This is a genomic window from Undibacterium sp. WLHG33 (genome assembly GCF_049544815.1).
GTDB lineage: Bacteria > Pseudomonadota > Gammaproteobacteria > Burkholderiales > Burkholderiaceae_D > Undibacterium.
Genome location: NZ_CP186697.1, coordinates 1,290,202 through 1,310,596, shown reverse-complemented (window position 1 = coordinate 1,310,596; position 20,395 = coordinate 1,290,202). Strand labels below are relative to the sequence as shown.

Genomic DNA, 20,395 nt, shown 5'->3' with positions numbered 1-20,395 from the left:
ATGACTCACGCTTCCAGCCCATCCAGCTTGCACGACATCGTCAGTTGTATGTCGGATTACGATCCGCATGCGCTTCCCGTCAGCAAAGCACAGGACATCATCGCGCAATTCATCACACCAGTTCAGGCAATCGAAAAGCTGGCAATACGTCAGGCATTAGGCCGGGTACTGGCAACCGATATCGTGTCCGGTATCGACGTTCCTGCCCACGATAATTCAGCGATGGATGGTTATGCGTTCAACGGCGGCGATCTTCCTGAAGCTGGCGTCCGCGATTTCAACATCGTCGGTACCGCCTTTGCAGGAGGCGCTTATCAGGGCGACGTCGGTAGCGGTGAATGTGTACGCATCATGACCGGAGCAGTCATGCCGGCCGCATGCGACACCGTGATCCCTCAAGAATTTACGGTGAATGCCAGCGAGGCGCAGGTCGGCATTCCCGCCGGCAAAGTACGTACCGGAGACAATCGGCGTCTGAAAGGCGAAGACCTGGCGAACGGCAAAACAGCTTTACAACGCGGCAAAATTTTGCGCCCGGCAGATCTGGGTCTGCTGGCCTCGTTAGGGGTCGCGGAAGTGCCGGTACAGCGACGTTTGCGCGTCGCATTTTTTTCAACCGGTGACGAACTGCGCTCACTTGGCGAGACACTGGATGAAGGCTGTGTATACGACAGCAATCGCTACACTTTGTATGGCATGCTGAGCCGTCTCGGCTGCGACATCATAGACATGGGCGTCATCAAGGATGATCCTGCAGAGCTGGAAGCCGCTTTCCGCTCCGCCTGTGAAAACGCCGACGCCGTTATCACCTCGGGCGGCGTTTCGGTTGGTGCAGCCGACTACACCAAGCAAATCATGGGCAAGCTGGGCGACGTTGCGTTCTGGACGATCGGCATGCGCCCCGGACGACCAATGGCCTTTGGCAAAATTCACTCACAGGGGAAAAGCGCCTACCTGTTCGGCCTGCCGGGTAATCCGGTCGCAGTGATGGTGACGTTCTATTTTTTTGCACGCCAGGCTTTGCTGCACATGATGGGCGCAAATGCTGCGCCGCTGCCTTTAATTCCTGTGATCAGCAAAACCGCGATACGCAAACGCCCGGGGCGAACCGAATATCAGCGCGGCATTCTCACAACGAACGCCAGTGGCGAACTGGAAGTCAGCGTGACCGGCTCGCAAGGTTCCGGTATCCTGCGTTCGATGTCCGAAGCCAATTGCATGATTGTTTTGCAGCACGATCAGGGTCAGGTGTCGGCGGGCGACAAAGTCACAGTCCTGCTGTTCGAAGGATTGCTGTAAAGCCATCATTTTCAGCTATTCCTGCATGAGACAAAGTACAATTCATTTTTCTATACAGACGGAGATCAGAGTGAAAGCTTCAACATGGTTACTGGGTACATGTACATCCCTCGTTTTGCTGAGTGGTTGTGGTGGATCTAAAGACACGCCTGCCGTGCTTGCCACAGTCAGCAGCGTGGAAAATTCCCAGATTGCTTATCGCAAGACATATACGATGACCGTCAACGGCCAGAATCTGGACAAGGGAATTAATGTCGCCAATCCGCTCTGCCTCAGCCTGACTGAAGTTGCAGGTGGTTCAGCGACAAAGCGCACATTCACTTGCAAGATCGTCGGCGTGGGTACAGCGATTGCAACCATCACCAATGCCAACGGCGGCGGTCTCTATCAGGCCTCACTGACATCCTCGCTGGCGTTACCGCCCCAGGTCACAATGGGCACCAGCAAAGGCAATATCGTGATCGAACTGAATCCGGCAAAAGCGCCCGTCACCGTTGATAACTTCCTCAACTATGTCGAGAGTGGCTTTTACACGAATAAAATCTTCCACCGCGTTGAAGCCAACCTTGTTGTCCAGGGCGGTGGCTACACATCCGACCTGCAATTGGCTCCAACCTCTGCCGGAATTAAACTGGAATCCAATAATGGTCTGAGCAATACCCGCGGTACCATCGGTATGGCACGTACCAGCGCTGCTGATTCAGCAACATCGCAGTTCTATTTCAATACTGCCGATAATCCCGGTTTTGATTACAGTAGTTTAAACAGCGGTTATGCAGTGTTCGGTAAAGTCGTTTCCGGTCTCGATGTGATTGATCTGATCCGCGTCGTTCCCGTATCGACACAAGGTAATCTGAACAATGTTCCTGTGACCCCGATCTTTATTACGTCAGCGACACAAACGCAATAAGACACGAGTGTGTGAATAGCTGATGTATTCTATTCATACACCGGCTGTTCATCGATCAATTTTGTCCGCGTCATTTGTACGCGTCATTGACAACAACACCTTAGTTGTTCAACCACTGTGATGGGAGTAAATATGAAAAACACCTTGAAAAAAATGTTGATATGCGCAGGTTTGACTTTGCTCGCCAGTGGCGTAGTCCACGCAAAAGATGAGCCCAAGAAAGCAGCAGCGCCTGCCACTGCATCCGCTGCTGCAAGTGCAAAAACTGAACTACTTGATATCAACAACGCCAGCAAAGAAGAGTTGGCAACCCTGCCAAAAATCGGCGATGCCCGCTCCGATGCGATTATCAAAGGTCGTCCTTACAAAGGTAAAGATGAATTGCTGACGAAAAAAATTCTGACTAAAGATGTCTATAACGGCATCAAGGATCTGATCATCGCCAGACAAAAACCCGCTGAGAAAAAATAAGCGATTCCTACCAGTTGCTCAGTATCAGCGGTTTATTCAGACAAAAACCAGAATACGATAGAAAAACGCCGGAATCCGCTGCCCGCCGCGAAACATGGTGGGCAGTGCAACAAATAAATATGCATTATGTCTGACTGGTCATTCAAACTCTCCATACTGGCGCTTTGTATCCTCAGCGCACAGAATACTCACGCCGCTGATGACAACGGCTACTCCGTTACCGGTTTCGGTACTCTGGGTGTCGTCCACAGCGATACCCGTCAGGCAGATTTTGTGCGTGATTTATCACAGAACTCCGGTGTCGGTTACACACGACAGACCGATGCCAGCATTGACAGCAATCTCGGCCTGCAAATCAATCGTAGCTTCAGCGATAGTATTGATGCGGCAGTTCAGGTCGTCAGCCGCAAAGGAACGGATGATTTTCTTCCTGAAATTACTTGGGCTTATGCACAGTATAATCCTGACGATCGTTTCCAGCTTCGTGCAGGACGCTTAGGTTTTGACGTCTATATGCTGGCAGACTCCAGAAACATCGGTTACTCCTACACTTGGGTACGACCTCCTGTAGATTTTTTTGGCAGGCTCATCGTTTCTTATTTTGACGGTGCAGATACCGTCTTTTCCTATCCGGCGGGGGATGGAATTCTGAAGGCAAAGCTGTTCTACGGGCTGGCACGTGAAAAAATTAATGTCAGCACTCAGCGACAGTTTTTTCCGCTGAACCGCTCGAAGCTCAGCGGGGGTCATCTGGAATATCAACAAAGAAACTGGACATTCAGAGTCGGCTATACCGAATTAAAATTAGCAAACGAATATCCGCCGTTTATTCCGGTACTGGCGTCAATTCAGTCTTTGCCAGTGTCCGCTAATTCTGTCGCAGCCAGTGTGACAGACCAGCTTTCCACGATAGATAAGAAATTGAAGTACACCTCTATCGGCGCTGTTTATGATCAGGGGCCGCTTCAGGCGCAATTCATGCTGGGCAGAATCGAAAGCGATTCCGTCTTGCTGCAAAACTCAGATGCTGCCTATCTGACGATGAGTTACCGGATAAAAAAATGGACACCGTATGCAACGGCTTCCGCGTCCCGCCAGCAAGGCAATGAAAAACGCGTGATTGCCGACCCGGCGCTGTCACCGGAGCTGAAATATTTATTCACTCAGGTGAACAAACAGATTATCCAGAATGGTCAGCAGACTTTCACCGCAGGTATCCGATACGATCTGGGCGAGAATGCCAATATCAAAGTACAACTGGATCACATCCGCAGCCAGAAACATTTTCTGATTCGCAATGCGCAACCGGGATGGGATGGTCACTCGAATCTGTTGAGTGTTGCCTATAATTTTGTTTTCTGAATCTGCATGCGACACCTGATTAAATTTTTATGTCTGGCTTTGCTGCTGATCAGTGGCACAGCATCGGCAGAGCTTGCCGTGATTGGCAATCCGAATAGTGGTATCGAAAAACTGAGCAAAGATGAAGTCATCAACATCTATATGGGAAGAACCAGAAAATTAGCCAATGGTCTGACCGGAATACCTATTGATCTGAGTAATACCAACCAGGAAAAAATGCAGTTTTACTCTCTGCTGGTTGGTAAAGAACTGGCAGAAATCAACTCCTACTGGGCCAGATTGCGCTTCTCCGGACTCGGACATCCGCCAATTCAGGTCAACAATGCGGAAGAAGCAATCAGTCTCGTGAGTGAAAATAAAGGCGCGATCGCTTATATTGATAGCAGGAAAATTGACAAAAGAGTTAAACTTATACTTCTTTTGAGCAACTGATTCCCAATCTGCATGCGCCATCTTATTCGAAACAATATCGCGATACGCAGTTCCCTCGCCTTGCTGGGGGTCAGCTTAATCATAGGCATCTTTTTTTCGTTTGCCAGCTACGTTTATTTTTTTGATGACGAACAGAAGCACACCATCAGAACGATGCAGGATCTGCTGAATTCAGCCGAAAACACCACCAGCATTGCCTGTTATCTGTCCGATAAAAACCTGGCGAATGAAGTCGTCAACGGTATCAGCAAAAATAATGTCGTCAGCAAAGTAACGATTCATAGTGGTGAAAAAGTGCTGGCCGTCTCAAAGAAACAGGCGCTTCCGATTTCGTTTGAATTGCCTGTTGTTTTTAAACAATACCCTGATTTCATTACCAGAGAAATTTTTTCGCCGTTCAACCCCAGAGAAAAAGTTTGTACGGTGAACATGGAAATTAATCAGGCCACCGTCAACAAAAACAGTACCGACAAAGCCCTTTTCATTGTGGAACTTTTGCTGTTCCAGAATCTGCTGATTGCCTCGGTCTTATCACTGATCGTCTTTGTCTTTTTTACGCGCCCGATCAAACTGATCTCAGACAGATTACACGCCCTTTCACCACAAAAAGGGGAGTTACTGGAACATCCCGAAAACAATAAAGAAAATGAATTGGGGCGATTAGTTAACGACGTGAATAAAATCATCGCCAATCTGGTTTCATCTCTCGATGAAGAGAAAAATCTGCGGATTCAACATGCGCTGGAAGAGAAAAAATTTCAGACTTTTTTTGAAAACGCTGAAACCGGTATCTTCAAAATGAACTCACATGGTGAGCTGATCTCATACAATCAGGCTCTGGTACGTATGCTCAGCCTCAAAACGGATGACGGCTCTCCGTCTCCAGCGCTGCTTGATCTCATCAGCGGGCAGGAGTTACGTCTGCATCTGATGATTGATGCAGCCCTGAAAGAATCACGGGTCGTGTCAGAAGATTTTTGCATAGAGCCCGGCCAGCTGAAAGAAAAAAAATGGATCAATGTCGTTCTGCATGCTGCCGAAAATGATTTACTTCAGGGCTTAATCAACGACATTACCGATCGCAAATATAAAGAAGAAGCTGCCCAGCATCTGGCTGTCACCGATCATTTAACCGGCCTGAACAACCGGCTGGGCTTAGAGCGAAAACTCGCCCATCTGATGAAGGAAAATGCCCTCGGACATCCCTCACCATTTTTCCTTTTATTGATCGATCTGGATAAATTCAAGGAAGTCAACGACAAATACGGACATAAGGCAGGTGATATGGTGTTGATTCAGTTCAGCAGTATATTGACTGGTATTCTGAGAAAAACAGACTTCATTGCACGCCTTGGTGGTGACGAATTTGTCGTGCTGTTATGTGACCTGACAGATCAGAGCAAAGCAATAGAAATCGCCGGCAAGATCATTGCTGAAGCGTCACGCCCGGTTGATGTCGGTCATGGGATCAGTGCCCGAATCGGTGCCAGCATCGGTATTAATTATGCGTCAGGAACCTCGGTTTCGGCAGAAAAACTGCTCGCGGAAACAGATCAGGCCATGTATGAAGCGAAACAAAGCGGCAGAAATACATACGTGCTCGCTGAATATGCATCCAGCCAGGATCAGGCATCATCGGTCTGAACACGGGCAATTAAAATGCAGAGGCGGAATAAAAAAATGATTCTTCCAGCCTGTCATTCTGAACTGGTATCCTCATCAGCAACACCGAGCAGGCTTTGCGCAATATCGTTCGGCAATGCCTCTACCTGCTTGAGTTTGCGCGTCATCTGACGGGTCCTGACTTCGGCATTGTCGATATTTTTTGCTGCCCGCTCCAGCGTCAGTTTGGTAGCTGCCAGCACATCGCCAAACTTGCCGAATTCCGTTTTCACGGCACCCAGCACCTGCCAGACTTCGGATGAGCGTTTTTCCAGCACCAGCGTGCGGAATCCCATCTGCAGGCTGTTCAGCAAGGCCGATAACGTCGATGGCCCGGCAATGGAAACACGACAGCTACGTTGTAATTCATCCGCCAGGCCGGGACGACGCATGACTTCCGCATACAAACCTTCGGTCGGCAAAAACAAAATTGCAAAATCGGTCGTCAATGGTGGCGACAGATATTTTTCCGAGATTGTTTTTGCTTCGCCGCGTATCGCCCGTTCCAGTTCCTTGCCAGCCACCGCAACACCCTCGGCATCGGCACGCTCAGCGGCATCGAGCAAACGCTCATACTGTTCTTTCGGAAACTTGGCATCGATCGGCATCCAGACCGGTGCTTTGTCATCTTCCTTACCCGGCAATTTAATCGCAAACTCGACCCGTTCACCTGTGCCAGGTATGGTTTCCACATTCTTCGCATATTGATCTGGCGTCAGCATTTGCTCCAGCACCATTTCCAACTGCACTTCACCCCAGGTGCCACGGGTTTTCACATTGGTGAGCACACGTTTTAAATCACCAACGCCGATCGCCAACTGCTGCATCTCGCCCAGCCCCTGATGCACTTTCTCGAGACGATCAGAGACCAGCTTAAATGATTCGCCTAAGCGCTGCTCCAGTGTTGCATGCAGTTTTTCATCCACGGTCTTGCGCATTTCTTCGAGCTTACTGGCATTTTCAGCTTGCAGTTGCTGTATTTTCTGCTCCAGCGTCGCACGGATTTCCGCCATACGCTGGGCATTGGATTCGGTCAGGCTGGTCAAGGTCTGATTCAGCGTATCCGCAAATGCTTTCAGACTAACGCCCTGCTCTTCGCGCGCACTCTGGCTTTGCTGTATCAACGCCAGACGCATTTGCTCCAGCTGCTGGGCATTGCTTTCGCTGAGCTTGACTAATTGCTGGGAAAAACTATCGATCTGATTTTTCTGTAAGGTTGCGACACTGGTTAATTGTGTCGCCAGACCTTGCTGAAACCGGCTGAAATTGGCACCTATTTCCTGACGGGTTGCCAGAGCGGTTGACTGCACTTGTTCACGCAAAGAACGTTCAGTGCGCTCCTGACTCAGCATTTGCTGTTGCTGCGCCTGCTGTAAAAAATTTTGCAGCGCCAGCAAATCCAATGTCGGCACTTCGCTCTGCCCTGAACGATGACGCAGCAAGACGATCGCGGTTAAGACGATCAGAACCGCCAATGCAAGCAGAATCAAGATTTCAAATAAAGTCATGGATGAAAAATATCGACTACAAAAAACAAGAGATACACCTAACATCAGGCAGCTTTTCTGCCTGAACCGCATGCGCGCTTATCCCGGTGTGTTGCGCATCCAGTCAGCGGTCTGATAAAAAGACTGCATCAGATGTTGCTGCAAGGGTTCTGCAATACCGACATCCTGCATCGCCCATGCCATGCAACGCAGCCATTGATCGCGCTCATCGCTGGCAATCGCATACGGCAGATGGCGCGCACGCAAACGAGGATGACCGAACTGGCTGATATACAAATCCGGCCCACCCATCCAGCCGGATAAAAACCAGAACAGCTTGTCACGCGAACTATCCAGCGGTGTCGGGTGCATGACCCGTATGCCTGCAAATTCAGGTTCCAGCTCCATCAGATCATAAAAACGATCGACCATTTCGCGCAATTTATCCGCGCCACCGATCAGTTCATACAGATTGGATTTTTCTTCTTCGGTGTCAACGCTTGTTGTCGTTGTCGCTGCTGAGTTTGCTGTTTGCTCGTCTTGATTCATTGTTCACTCTTTGTCACTAAACGTGTAATTCACTGTTTTGCTGTGATGTTATCTGTCCGCCGTCAGATACGCGTCTGCGACAGGTTCTTATAAAGCCGGACGTTTCTGATGAACCCAGCTTTGTACTGAAGCGCGCTGCCATTGATGCTGCGCATAGTCACGCAAACGCGCCGGTACTTCATCGCCATGCATGACCAGACGATTCAGCATCAATGCCAGATCGGTATCGGCAATACTCCATTCACCAAACAGATTTTCTGCTCCGGGCGGCAGTAAAGACTCAGCAAAAAATATCAGGCTGTCTGCCGCAGCTTTGGCTTCCGCCGATAAAGGAGGATATTTTTGTCCATAAAAATTCACCAGTGTGCTGCGTTCAACGCGAATAGGCATCAGATCGCTGCGCAGCCATGCCTGTACCTGACGCGCACGGGCACGCAGCTCTGGCGACTTCGGATATAAAGCCGTCCCCGGAAAAACTTCATCAATATATTCGGTAATCGCCGAAGATTCAGAAAGGCTGAAATCACCCTGTTCCAGCGTCGGCACGCGCTGAGTTAACGAAATACCGGCGTACTCTGCCTGATGATGTTTTTGTGCCGCCAGATCAACCGTCACCACATCAAATTGCACACCTTTTTCCAGCAGGGCCACATAGGCCGACATCGCATACGGGCTGGTGTACTTTGCATCAACGTATAAACGGATCGTGTCTTTCGTATTCTGGTTCATGCTGATTCCTTTCTTGTCCGGCGAAATTCTGCCTGATGTATTTTTCTGTGATTACTTGCTGAGCGCTGTTAATTTATGCCTCACGCAGACTTAATAACGGCGGCTGATTCAGGACATTCCGCAAACCCAGCCAGCCACCGACCATCGCGCAGACAGCACCGACAAACAAGCCTGCAATCCAGACTAGCGGTGAAAACGTCCATTCAAAATTGAAACTGAATTTCGCCAATGCCCAGCCTATCGCCGAAGCGCCGCTGGCAGCGAGTAATCCGGCAAGGCCACCGATCAGTAAAAACTCTACCCACTGCGCGCGGGATAATTGCGCACGGGTTGCGCCTAAGGCTCTGAGCAACGCTGCTTCACGCATACGCACGTCCTGCGAGCCAGCCAGAGCCGCATACAACACCAGAACACCTGAAGCCAGTGTGAACATGAATAAAAATTCAACTGCAGTGATGACCTGATCAAGCACATCCTGCAATTGTTTGATCATCGCGCCGACATCCACCACCGTCAGATTCGGGTAATCCAGCGTCAACTGGTTAATGAACGCCATTTGTGATGGCGGGACACGAAATGCGGTAATCCAGGTTTGTGGCATATCAACCATCGCCTTGGGGTTGATCACCACGAAAAAATTCACCCGCATAGAACCCCAGTCCAGCTTGCGCAGGCTGGTGATTTTAGCGGTGGTCTGTTGTCCGGCAATATCAAACGTCAACTGATCGCCAAGTTTGAGCTTGAGTGTTTTGGCAATCCCCTCTTCCACAGAGGCTTCAGGTGTCGTCGCGTTGGCATCGTCATACCATTTTCCCGCCACCAGCTTATTCATCTCCGGTAATTCTGTCATCGTCGAGAGATTAAACTCTCTGTCCACCATGCGCCGCGCCTGATCCTCCGCATAGGTATCAGGACCAATCGCATTACTGTTCACCGCAATCAGACGCCCACGTATCATCGGGTACATGCGTGGCTGCCCGAAGCTGGCAAGGCGCTGCGCAATGTCCTCTTTCTGATCAGGCTGGATATTGATGATGAACTGGTTAGGGGCATCCGGTGGCGTTGATTTCTTCCATGCCGCGATCAGATCACCGCGTACCACGGTCAGCAACAGCAAAGCCATCAAGCCCAATGCCAGCGACACGACTTGTATCACCGTAGCACCCGGGCGCCGATGTAATGCGGTGACGGCAAAGCGCCACGCAGAAAAACGGAACAGATTGCGCATACGCTTGAGCGACAACACACCCGCCCACGCAATCAGTGCAAACAACAGCATGCCGCCGAGGAAACCTGCCGCCGTCAGCAGGCCGAGTTTAAGATCGCCGGTCTGCCATAACAACAAGCCAAGAAACATCGCCAGACCCAGCGCATACGTCGCTAGGGTCAGCGGCTGCGGTGCATCCTGTTCGCGACGGATGACGCGGTTGTGCGGCACATTGCGCAATTGCAGCACCGGTGGCAATGCGAAACCCACCAGCAGCAGCAAGCCGGTCGCAATACCCTGCGCAGCAGGTAACCAGCCAGCCAGCGGCAAATCTTTAGCCACCAGCGCACCCAGCCATTCCAGCAACACATAGTGACCGGCATAACCAAGCACAACACCCGCCACGCTGCCGACCAGCCCCAGCATCAGAAATTCGATCAGATACATAGCGCTGACCTGATTCTGCGTCAGTCCAAGACAACGCAACATCGCACAAGCATCCAGATGACGCAGCATGAAACGCCGCGCAGCCATCGCGATCGCGACCGCCGCCAGCATCGCTGACAACAGGCTCACCAGCGATAAGAACTGCTCGGCACGATCCAGCGTTGCGCGCATTTCAGGGCGGCCGGAATCCAGCGACTCCAGACGTACGCCTTTCAGTTGTTCTCGTTCTATTGTTTGCTTGAGTTGCGTCTGATAAGCCGCAATCGCTTTCGCCTCTCCAGCCATCAGCAAGCGATAAGTTACGCGTGAGCCATCCTGTATCAGTCCGGTTGCGGCTAAATCGTCTAAGGAAATCATCGCGCGCGGGGCGAAGTTCATAAAACCTGCACCACGATCAGGTTCATTCGCAATCGTCTGCGTAAAACTGAATTCCAGATCACCCAGCTTCAGTTTATCGCCGATTTTCAGGTTCAGCGCCAGTTGCAAAGCCGGGTCGAGCCAGACCGTGCGCGACGCCGGAATACCCCTCGTCAGAACTTCAGCAACAGGCTTATTTTGTCCACCACCAGGCTGATGTAATTTGAGGTTGCCGCGTAAAGGATAGGCATGACTGACCGCTTTCAGAGACACCAACTTCGCTTGCGCCTGATCGCCCTCACCGGCAATCGCCATGCTCGGAAAAACGACCGTTTCTGCGATGCGCAAGCCGCGCCTTTCTGCCTCGGCGCGCCATTCTTGCTTCACCGGCTGGTCTGCGCTGACGAGTAAATCTGCGCCCAGTAACTGATGCGCATCACGATTCAGACCGCTGCGCAGCCTGTCGGTAAAAAATCCGACCGATGATAAAGAAGCCACGGCAACCATTAATGCAACGATCAGAAAGCGCAACTCACCCGCCCGCCAGTCGCGCATGGTCATACGCCACGATAAACCAAATATCATTCGCCTACCTTTGCCAGAAAGATCAACATCGACTACATCAGGAATAACAACAACATCAACATCTCCGGCAAGTCGCTGCGCTACATAAACAGCGCCAAAAGCCTTGCCACACCGCTGACATGAGTAAAAAATAGGGAGTATCGACCAGAAATCAATTACTCCCTACATATTTAAATGGGGATAGAGGCATGTTTTAACATACTCCCCCCAGTATATTTTTTCCTTCTTGGCATATTTCTATGCAAGAAAGTGCTCAGCGCAAGCGCAGATGCTCAGACATTCAATGCCTGGCTGAAATCGTCCAGCAAATCCTGCGTATCTTCGATGCCGACAGAAACGCGGATCAGGGAATCAGCTATCTCCATTTCGGCACGGCGTTCAGCACCCATTTCAAAGAAAATGGTATGCGCCACCGGTATAACCAGCGTACGCGTATCGCCGAGGTGCGTCGCATTGATGGCCAGCTTCATCCGGTTCAGGTAATCAAAACAATCGATTTCCGGCTTCAGTTCAAAACTGAACAAAGCGCCATAAGCAAGGAACAATTCATTCGCCAGCGCATGTTGCGGATGCGATGCCAGCCCCGGATAATGCACCGCCGCCACACGGGAATCTGCTGCCAGCATGGTCGTAATCGCCATCGCATTCGCGCACTGGCGCTCCATCCGCAACGCCATGGTTTCAGCGCCAATCGCAATTTGATGGGCGGCTTCCGGCGATAAAGTCGCGCCGAAATCACGCAAAGCTTTAGCGCGCACCTGCGCCATCCCTTGCTGCGCGGGTGCCTGCTTACGGAAATTATCGGCAATATTCGGATACGCAGCCCAGTCAAATAAACCCGTGTCGGTCAATGCGCCACCCAGGACATCGCCATGTCCCGCGATATATTTGGTCAGTGAATTGACAACCAGACTGGCGCCCACGGTTTTAGGCTGAAATAAATACGGCGAAGTAATAGTGTTATCAACGACAAATAAAATGCCGCGTTCCTGACATAAGCGGCCAATGCGCTTGAGATCAGCGATCTGCGTGCGTGGATTTGCGATCGTTTCAACAAACACCATGCGGGTCGCCGGCGTCAGCGCCGCTTCGACATTTACAACCGAAGTCGCATCCACCATCGTGACATTCAGCCCCTGTGTACTCGCTGTTTGCCACAGACTATTTGTGTTCCCGAATAAAAATTTCGATGAAACGATGTGATCCCCAGCGCGCAGCAAAGCCTGAAACACCGCGCCAATCGCCGCCATACCGGTAGCAAAGGTAATCGTTGAGACACCCGCTTCCATGCTGGTGATTTTATCTTCGAGCGCAGACACCGTGGGATTGCCCTGACGACCGTAACGATAGCCCGATTGCTTGCCCTGAAAAACAGCCGCTAGCTCGCGTGCGTCTTTGTATCCAAACAACACAGAGGTATGGACAGGTTTATGGACAGAGCCGTGTTCGATACCTTTTTGTCTGTCGCTATGCAGAATAGTCGTAGTAAAACCGTAGGAATTTTTTTCGTTCATGATCAGAAATACGCAAAGTTGCTGCTTACAGGAAGACTGTCAGTGTACTCCAGATGTCGGCATTCGAACGAGTGGCCAAACATGTATCGGGGTCAGCGCCCGCCTGAATTCACCCGGTCGAAGGCAAAAAACCGGGTAAAAACGCGTTCGGACAGCGAAATCAACGGCTGACGTTGTCCCCCGCCAGCGCCTGCAAAGCGCGTTGATAGCCGTATTCCCATTGCAGTCTGACCATCGCGACAAAGTCATCGTAACGCTCAGGCACACGCAAAACGATGCGATTGCGCAGCCACTGAATTTGCTTGCTGATCTGATGCTGTACCAACGCCGTTTCCATATCAGCGGTATCGATCCAGACATCTGCCTCTTGCTGCAACACGTGGCGCAAACGATGGTTGCCGTTGATGCCCAACACCATGCGCAAGGCAGGCAACTCTATATGCCGGCCATACCAGCCCTTGCGCTCCATCATCACTTCTTTTGCCAGACGACGCGCAATCTCTATCGGAAACAGATCGATCACACCACCCGAATAATGATGTTCACCAATCCGGTGACAACGGAAGTAATACATATCCGCAATCGAGGCGCGCACCGCATCGGCAACCGCAATCTGCGTTTCAAATTCTATCTGCGGCGCAACCACACTGTTTTTATGGGCGTTGCTGGCAATAGGTGAAGGCATGCCGGCTAACATCGCGGCAACACGCGGTTCGGTAAAAATGGTTTCAGCAAATAATTTTTTTTCGCCGCGGAGCGTGCCTACTTCGCTCTGTGCGAATAACATGCGTCCAGCAACGATAGCCAGCGCAGGCGCGCCGGGATCACTGCGTTCAGGCGGCAGCGGTAAATCAGGCGGAATGTCGAACAGATAATCCTGAAACAAATCAGGAATACGTCTGGCATCGTTGGCGAACAAAGCACGCCCGGCTAAGGCCCGGATTGCACGCCACAAACTGATATCAGGATTCGCTTGCAGGCCGCGCCAGAATGCGTGCATCTGCGGTGAGCTGATCCACGCCAGACGTTGTTCGTCTTCCGGCAGATGGCGAATCAATGCGCCAGCAATCGCCGCACCGCAACTGGCGACGATCACATCGGGCGTTTTCCCCTGCAACTGACATGCGCGATACATGCCGAGATAATAGCCAAAGCGAAAGCCACCGCCTGCCATGACCAGACAACGCTGAAACTGCGCACCGTCAGGCTCACGCGCCAACGGTTTTTCTTCAATAGTTGAGACTAAATTCTGATCCGGCAAAACACATCCTTTGCAACGCTTTTTTTTACCACAGCAGTGATACGCAGACCGCCGCGATCACGTTGTGTGCCACGCGCCGGACTATGCTTTATTTTAAGAGAAACGCTTCGATCAATTGTGCCAGTAATTCAGGCTGATCGTGATGCAACATGTGGCCCGCATCGGCAATCATTTCTTTTTGCAGATCAGGAATGTGCGCCAGGCGACGATCAATTTCGATCTGCGCCTGCTCTCTTGGCCCCATCCAGTGCCAGACATCGGTATCGTCGGCCTGCATCCAGAGCACCGGAGCACTGATTTTTTTCCAGCACTCCGTCACCTCGTCCACCTGAAACAGCAAAGGGCTGGTTTGTTTATGCGCAGGATCGCCAAGAATTTCCCAGCGCCCGTCGGCATTCTGTTTCGACCAGAACGCCGATAAAAAATGCGCACGCTCGTCCGATAAACGTGGATTGGTTTTTTGCAGACGCGCCGCCACCTCTGCTTGTGATGCATAAGTGCGCAATACCGGTGGCTGTCGCAATTCATCCAGCCATTTCGCATAACGCCCCGGTGCCTGTGCCGGGAACGTTGTCGGCAAACCAAAACCTTCCAGATTCACCAGACGGCGCACGCGTTCAGGGCGCACACCAGCATACAAGCCAACCACGTTCGCGCCCATACTGTGCCCCAGCAGATTGATTGCGCCTTCCGGTGCGTAATGCAGCAAAATCGCATCCAGATCGCCCAGATAATCGGGGAACCAGTATGTGTCGCTGCCCGGCGCTTCCGTCAGACCAAAGCCGCGCAAATCAGGCGCAATTACATGCCAGTCTTGCTGCAAATGATCAACCACAAACTGAAACGAGGCCGACACATCCATCCAGCCATGCAACATAAAGATTTTTGGCGCACCTATTTTGCCCCAGTGACGGACATGGTATTGCAGACCACGGATGGGAATAAATTCAGAGCGGGAGGCATTACGGGCAATTGTCATGGCAAATTAATTTTTTTCATCAAGAAACTCTGCGTTATCTATCTTCAGCCACAGAGATATGCAGTAGGATGCAAATGTAGGACGTCAAAATAATAACAACAATAGAACGACCGTTCGATAATTATAACGGAGACAGAATGAAGCCGCTGAAAACAACATCCTCAAAGAAAAAATCAACACCCGCAGATCACTATACGCAACTGTATCAAGACTTCCGCTGGAACGTTCCCGAACATTTTAATATCGCCGAAGTCTGCTGCCATCGTTGGGCCGACGACCCGAAACGCGTTGCTATTTTTCATGAAAACAGCGAAGGAATCAGCGGTCGTCTGACCTATGCCGAACTGCAAAAACAGGCAAATCAGCTCGCTAATTTACTCCGCCTGCAAGGCGTGGATCGCGGCGATGTCGTCGCCAGCATCATGCCGCAACGGCCAGAAACCGCCGTTACGCTGATGGCCTGCCTGCAACTGGGGGCAATTGCGATGCCGCTGTCTTTTTTGTTTGGCCCGGAAGCGCTTGAATATCGCTTGCAGCACAGTGAAGCCGTTGCACTGGTGCTCGATGCAAGTGGACTGGATGCCTATCTGGAGATTGCAGCCCGTTGCCCGCATTTAAACACGGTGATCACGGTCGATTGTCCCGATGCGCCTGCCGATTTTCATCCGCTGGAATGGGAAGCCTACATCGCCAACATGCCCACAGAATTCACTTGCGAAAAAACACGGGCGACTGATCCGGCGATTCTGATTTACACCAGCGGCACCACCGGTGCACCGAAAGGCGCGCTGATTCCCCATTCGGCGATGATAGGCAATCTCAGCGGCTTTGTCGCTTCGCAAAACTGGTTCCCGAAAAAGCATGATGTCTTCTGGTCGCCTGCAGACTGGGCATGGACCGGCGGCCTGATGGATGCGTTGTTACCGGCGCTGTATTTTGGCAAACCTATCGTTGGCTATCAGGGTAGATTTACCGCTGAAACTGCGTTTTACCTGCTCGATAAATACAAGGTCACCAATACCTTCTTGTTTCCGACTGCCCTGAAAATGATGATGAAGGCCGTCCCTGCGCCGCGCGACAAATACAGGCTGAAATTGCGCGCCATTATGAGTGCAGGCGAAGCGGTTGGTGATGCAGTGTTTCACTGGTGTGAAAAAGCATTGAAAGTGACGCCGAATGAAATGTTCGGTCAGACTGAGATGAACTACATCGTCGGCAATAGCCATGAACACTGGCCTGCCCGCCCCGGCAGCATGGGCCGCCCGTATCCCGGCCACCGGGTCGCGGTCATTGATGACGATGGCAAAGAAGTCGGTACTGGAGAAACCGGCGAAGTGGCCGTGAACCGCTACGACATTCATGGTCACCCTGACCCGGTATTTTTTCTCGGCTATTGGAAAAACGATGAAGCGACCCGCAATAAATTTACCGGCGACTGGTGCCGTACCGGTGATCTGGCGTTGCGCGACGATGATGGCTACCTCTGGTATCAGGGGCGCGCCGACGATATGTTTAAAGCTGCCGGTTACCGAATCGGCCCGTCTGAAATAGAAAACTGCCTGATCAAACACCCGGCGGTCGCCAACGTCGCAGTCGTACCGAAGCCAGACAAAGAGCGCGGCAACCTGGTCAAAGCCTACGTCGTATTAAGTCCCGGCATCAAAGCGAATGACAAGCTGACCAAGGAATTGCAGGCGCATGTGCGCGGCAAACTGGCGCCGTATGAATATCCGAAAGAAATTGAATTTATCGCCGCCCTGCCGATGACAACGACAGGTAAAGTGCAAAGACGGGTATTACGTTTGCAGGAGCTGGAACGCGCTAATAAAAACGGCGATTGAGCCGCGAAGGCGCAGCAGACAAGCAACGGTTTATTGCGTCTGACTCAGCAAGGTGGCGCTCAGTGCCTGCGTCGCCTGCTCTATCACTTCATCAATCGCCTTACCATAAGGTGTGGCTCTGAAAGCCTCGCCTGCGAAGACATGCTCCGCCCCGATCAGCACATCACCGCTGGCCTTGCCGCTGAAATCAAAACGCCCCAGCAGGCTGCCAGCGCGCGCATCATACACCCTGATCTCAATATCAATCACGCGACTCTGCTTTTCCCGCAATCCCCACAATACAGACTGCGTGCTGATACCAGCATCGCGGACTTCCCCCGCCACCACATAGCGCACATCATATAAACCGGCGATTTGCCCCAGCAGTTGCGGGCTCGCCGGAGATAAGCGCCATTCCGTCGATAATAAATCCGGCGTCGTTTTCACTTTCCATAACTGCTTTTCAAGCCGATGCCCGATTTCTCTTGGCAAGCCTTGCGCAATATTATCGATGTCTTTCAGTTGCGCCTGCTTGTTCACCGCAAACCCTGTCAACAAGATACTGCGAGCACCATCTGGCGATAACTCAGGTGTCTGCGCATGCACTATCAACGGTGTGATACAGGCGAGAGTAAGCAAAAAATAGTGAATGACCGTCAATCGATAAACGCGCATGATTTTCTCTCAGGTTAAATACCGTTTCATCATAGCAGCCCGCCGGATTCAGATAAACTGCAAACAGCAACAGATGGCACGTTTACATTTGATCTTAAACACCGCTAATACATCGATTACACCCCGATCAGACACGCACATGGACCACCACTTACGCATCACACTCGCCATGCCAGAGCACACCGATGCCCTGCTCGCCTTTGAACTCGACAACCGCCCGCATTTTGAACAATGGATCGCCAGCCGTGGTGACGCCTTTTATACCGCCGCTGCCGTTCGCAGCAGCCTGGAACAAGCGCAATGGGCAAGAAATGCGCAAAAGGAATACCACTATCTGGCCTGGGTCAACGATGCCATCGTCGGCCGCGTTACCCTGCGCGGCGCAGAACGCGAACATTATTTCAAAGCCTCACTCGGCTATCGCTTCAGCGCACAGCACGGCGGCAAAGGCTACGCCAGTCAGGCGGTCAATCATGTGGTCGAAGAAGCGTTCCGCTCAATCTCTGGCGCATTGAAGCCGTGGTGATTGCCGACAATCTGCCCTCACAGGCCGTGATGCGTAAATGCGGATTCCAACAATACGGCCACTCACGGCAAGCAGTATTGCGTCACGGTGTCTGGATGGATTTACTGCATTATGAAAAACATGCGGGCGAGTACGCGATTATCTGAGCGCTTAAGACGATGATTGTTTTGTGCATTGTGGATGAGACTGACGTTCGAATTAACGGAAGCCGGAGCGCAGTTTTATAGCGCTGCATCCGGTAGAATCATGTTAGCCCAGTGCGTGAGAAATGACATATTTACCGAATATTTAGGAATGTTCTGTACGATGGATGTATCGACCAAACAATATTGTCTTTTCTGTTTTCTGCTGAACGATACAGATCTGGATCATCAGAGAAGTGTGTAAATGTTTTGCCATCTGTATGAAGCCTTGAAATCAACCCTAACTTGTGTACAAAGTGTCCAAGGTCTTCTGGATTTACATATTTTGAACCATCGACCAGCGGAATCTCCGACGTAGGGCGACCTCTGATGAATTTTTCCTCAAGCACGGAGTGGATATCGGAGTAACGAAACTCTTTTTCGGTGGCGCGAAACGCATCTATAAGAATTTCTAAGTCACAAAACTGATGTTTGTGTTCCTTGATAAGATCGTCCCTCCGCTTTTTGCCAAAATCTACAAGCACATAATTAATATGGTCGAGATTGATCTTTCTTTTTCTTGATTCGTGGGCTTTAGCTGCTGCCATGCGGCATAGTTGGACCATCCAACGAGGACGGCGATTGGAAAACGCACTAATAGCTTCAAATAGCTTTGCATCTGAATCGTGTCCCCATACGATTGGGGAAGTGAAAATCAAATCAAGAATCTTGTTGTAATCCCTCGATGGCGAATATCTTGATTCAATGGAATTGGGATCTTTTCTATTTACATAAGAAATAATCTTTTTTACGAGAATATCTTGCATTTGTTTCTTTTTCCAAAATATCTCTATCAGATACTGGTCAAGCTTGTCGAGGTCTTCTAGGTGCCGTAGGCACGACCATACATCGCTTCGAACGGTTGCTCTAATGCGTAAATTATTCTGTTCAAACGCAAGCCCACGAATGGCACTAAAAAACGAACCTACTCGTGCTTGGTAATCTATGGTATTTTGGAATTTCGCATCGATATCATCAATCAAAAGCCATACTGTTCGTTCTGAGAATCCAGATTGATAGCTTGCGAGAAGTGACTCGTAGTTTTCTGGGATGGATGATTTTATTTCTGCGTCAAGAAAAGGAATTTTTGCTTTAATTCTTGAAACCAATCCTCCTACAAGATTCTTTCCTTTTAACCCATCAAGCTCTGCAATCTCCACCATAGATATCGCATCGCTTGAAACGGCAAATCCAATTGTCCTACCTATCTCAATGATAATTTTCTTGCAAATTATTCTCTTCCAGTAATTCTCCAAATACGCCTGGTCTTTGCTCGTAAAATCACCTAGACCGAGCAGTTCGTTTCCTTTTGCTTTAACAACCACGGGGTTACCGTAAGCATCTTCGTTTTCCAGTCGATACTTTAGTTGAGATATTAGGGCAGACTTTCCCATGCCTTTCCGCGCGCTAGCCACAGAGAGGTGTTTGTTTGGGTCGAAGAAATGGTTAAAGCTATCGTGATCTACAAAGTGCTCATTGAGCAAAGCTTGGTCTTCATCTTCACCGGCTTCGTTGCCAAATAGTTTTTCATCAGCGAGGTCGAAGTAAATAGTCATTTATTTGGGCTCATAGAGTTAGGCGATAGGATATTGAAATAGAATTAACTAATTTTCAAGCGAAAGAACCCGACGTTAACATGCTTATGTAATTTTAACAACTCAACGCCCCCGTCTAAAAATGCTCATGGCTATTATTTTTTTGAAATTCCCGTTGGTAGAGAAATCAGAAGAAGAGCAATATCAACGCACATCACTTTTAGCGTACTCAAACAACAGAATGGGCAAACGTTCATCGCACTGCGTCGCCGGGCAGGACTGCTATTGCGCAGGTCAGGCTAAGGATTTTGCATTCCATCGCAAATCGCTGGGTTTTCCATTTTTCGCGGCACATACTCTGCCCCATCACTCAGCGATCACGCATCGTTGATGCAAGGATTCATAC

General features: G+C 50.5%; 18 protein-coding genes. 9 read left to right on the top strand and 9 right to left on the bottom strand.

Annotated features, from left to right (window positions below):
• The 6 genes from glp to ACOTSW_RS05905 all read left to right on the top strand — a co-directional run bounded on the left by glp (window position 1) and on the right by ACOTSW_RS05905 (window position 6,118).
• A complete protein-coding gene (gene glp / locus ACOTSW_RS05930) occupies window positions 1-1,299 on the top strand; it encodes a gephyrin-like molybdotransferase Glp (RefSeq protein ID WP_423681588.1) in 1,299 nt (432 codons plus the stop codon).
• A gap of 70 nt (window positions 1,300-1,369) precedes the next feature.
• The gene (locus tag ACOTSW_RS05925) at window positions 1,370-2,209 is read left to right on the top strand and encodes a peptidylprolyl isomerase (RefSeq protein WP_423681586.1); all 840 of its coding nucleotides are present in this window, start codon (window positions 1,370-1,372) and stop codon (window positions 2,207-2,209) included.
• Window positions 2,210-2,341: 132 nt separating this feature from the next.
• Window positions 2,342-2,680, top strand: a complete 339-nt coding sequence (locus ACOTSW_RS05920; protein WP_423681585.1) for a ComEA family DNA-binding protein — start codon at window positions 2,342-2,344, stop codon at window positions 2,678-2,680.
• A 126-nt stretch (window positions 2,681-2,806) separates the two neighbouring features.
• The gene (locus ACOTSW_RS05915) at window positions 2,807-4,042 is read left to right on the top strand and encodes a porin (RefSeq protein ID WP_423681584.1); all 1,236 of its coding nucleotides are present in this window, start codon (window positions 2,807-2,809) and stop codon (window positions 4,040-4,042) included.
• 6 nt (window positions 4,043-4,048) lie between these two features.
• Entirely contained in the window at window positions 4,049-4,474 is a 426-nt protein-coding gene (locus tag ACOTSW_RS05910; RefSeq protein WP_423681582.1) for a hypothetical protein, read from the top strand.
• Between the two features lie 12 nt (window positions 4,475-4,486).
• The gene (locus ACOTSW_RS05905) at window positions 4,487-6,118 is read left to right on the top strand and encodes a diguanylate cyclase domain-containing protein (protein ID WP_423681580.1); all 1,632 of its coding nucleotides are present in this window, start codon (window positions 4,487-4,489) and stop codon (window positions 6,116-6,118) included.
• A gap of 53 nt (window positions 6,119-6,171) precedes the next feature.
• On the opposite strand, the gene rmuC is transcribed toward ACOTSW_RS05905, so the two are convergent.
• From rmuC to ACOTSW_RS05870, 7 genes are all read right to left on the bottom strand, one after another.
• Entirely contained in the window at window positions 6,172-7,644 is a 1,473-nt protein-coding gene (gene rmuC, locus ACOTSW_RS05900) for a DNA recombination protein RmuC (protein WP_423681578.1), read from the bottom strand.
• 78 nt (window positions 7,645-7,722) lie between these two features.
• Window positions 7,723-8,172, bottom strand: a complete 450-nt coding sequence (locus ACOTSW_RS05895; protein ID WP_423681576.1) for a group II truncated hemoglobin — start codon at window positions 8,170-8,172, stop codon at window positions 7,723-7,725.
• 87 nt (window positions 8,173-8,259) lie between these two features.
• A complete protein-coding gene (gene yfcF / locus ACOTSW_RS05890; protein ID WP_423681574.1) occupies window positions 8,260-8,901 on the bottom strand; it encodes a glutathione transferase in 642 nt (213 codons plus the stop codon).
• Between the two features lie 73 nt (window positions 8,902-8,974).
• On the bottom strand, window positions 8,975-11,497 hold the full coding sequence (locus ACOTSW_RS05885; RefSeq protein ID WP_423681572.1) for an ABC transporter permease: 2,523 nt from the start codon (window positions 11,495-11,497) through the stop codon (window positions 8,975-8,977).
• Between the two features lie 272 nt (window positions 11,498-11,769).
• Window positions 11,770-13,011 (bottom strand): cystathionine gamma-synthase family protein, encoded by a 1,242-nt coding sequence (locus tag ACOTSW_RS05880; RefSeq protein WP_423681571.1) that lies wholly within the window; start codon window positions 13,009-13,011, stop codon window positions 11,770-11,772.
• A 160-nt stretch (window positions 13,012-13,171) separates the two neighbouring features.
• Complete coding sequence (locus tag ACOTSW_RS05875; protein ID WP_423681570.1) at window positions 13,172-14,272, bottom strand: patatin-like phospholipase family protein; 1,101 nt, start codon at window positions 14,270-14,272, stop codon at window positions 13,172-13,174.
• A gap of 88 nt (window positions 14,273-14,360) precedes the next feature.
• Entirely contained in the window at window positions 14,361-15,251 is an 891-nt protein-coding gene (locus tag ACOTSW_RS05870; protein WP_423681569.1) for an alpha/beta fold hydrolase, read from the bottom strand.
• Window positions 15,252-15,388: 137 nt separating this feature from the next.
• On the opposite strand from ACOTSW_RS05870, the gene ACOTSW_RS05865 reads away from it, so the two are divergent.
• Window positions 15,389-17,092, top strand: coding sequence for an acyl-CoA synthetase (locus ACOTSW_RS05865; protein WP_423681568.1), 1,704 nt, complete (start codon window positions 15,389-15,391; stop codon window positions 17,090-17,092).
• Window positions 17,093-17,122: 30 nt separating this feature from the next.
• On the opposite strand, the gene ACOTSW_RS05860 is transcribed toward ACOTSW_RS05865, so the two are convergent.
• Window positions 17,123-17,746 (bottom strand): flagella assembly protein FlgT middle domain-containing protein, encoded by a 624-nt coding sequence (locus ACOTSW_RS05860; protein ID WP_423681567.1) that lies wholly within the window; start codon window positions 17,744-17,746, stop codon window positions 17,123-17,125.
• A gap of 139 nt (window positions 17,747-17,885) precedes the next feature.
• On the opposite strand from ACOTSW_RS05860, the gene ACOTSW_RS05855 reads away from it, so the two are divergent.
• The gene (locus ACOTSW_RS05855; protein ID WP_423681566.1) at window positions 17,886-18,272 is read left to right on the top strand and encodes a GNAT family N-acetyltransferase; all 387 of its coding nucleotides are present in this window, start codon (window positions 17,886-17,888) and stop codon (window positions 18,270-18,272) included.
• A 277-nt stretch (window positions 18,273-18,549) separates the two neighbouring features.
• On the opposite strand, the gene ACOTSW_RS05850 is transcribed toward ACOTSW_RS05855, so the two are convergent.
• On the bottom strand, window positions 18,550-20,010 hold the full coding sequence (locus tag ACOTSW_RS05850; RefSeq protein WP_423681565.1) for a P-loop ATPase, Sll1717 family: 1,461 nt from the start codon (window positions 20,008-20,010) through the stop codon (window positions 18,550-18,552).
• A 127-nt stretch (window positions 20,011-20,137) separates the two neighbouring features.
• Here ACOTSW_RS05850 and ACOTSW_RS05845 point away from each other — a divergent pair, with 127 nt between their 5' ends.
• The gene (locus ACOTSW_RS05845) at window positions 20,138-20,380 is read left to right on the top strand and encodes a hypothetical protein (RefSeq protein WP_423681564.1); all 243 of its coding nucleotides are present in this window, start codon (window positions 20,138-20,140) and stop codon (window positions 20,378-20,380) included.
• Window positions 20,381-20,395 lie beyond the last annotated feature (15 nt).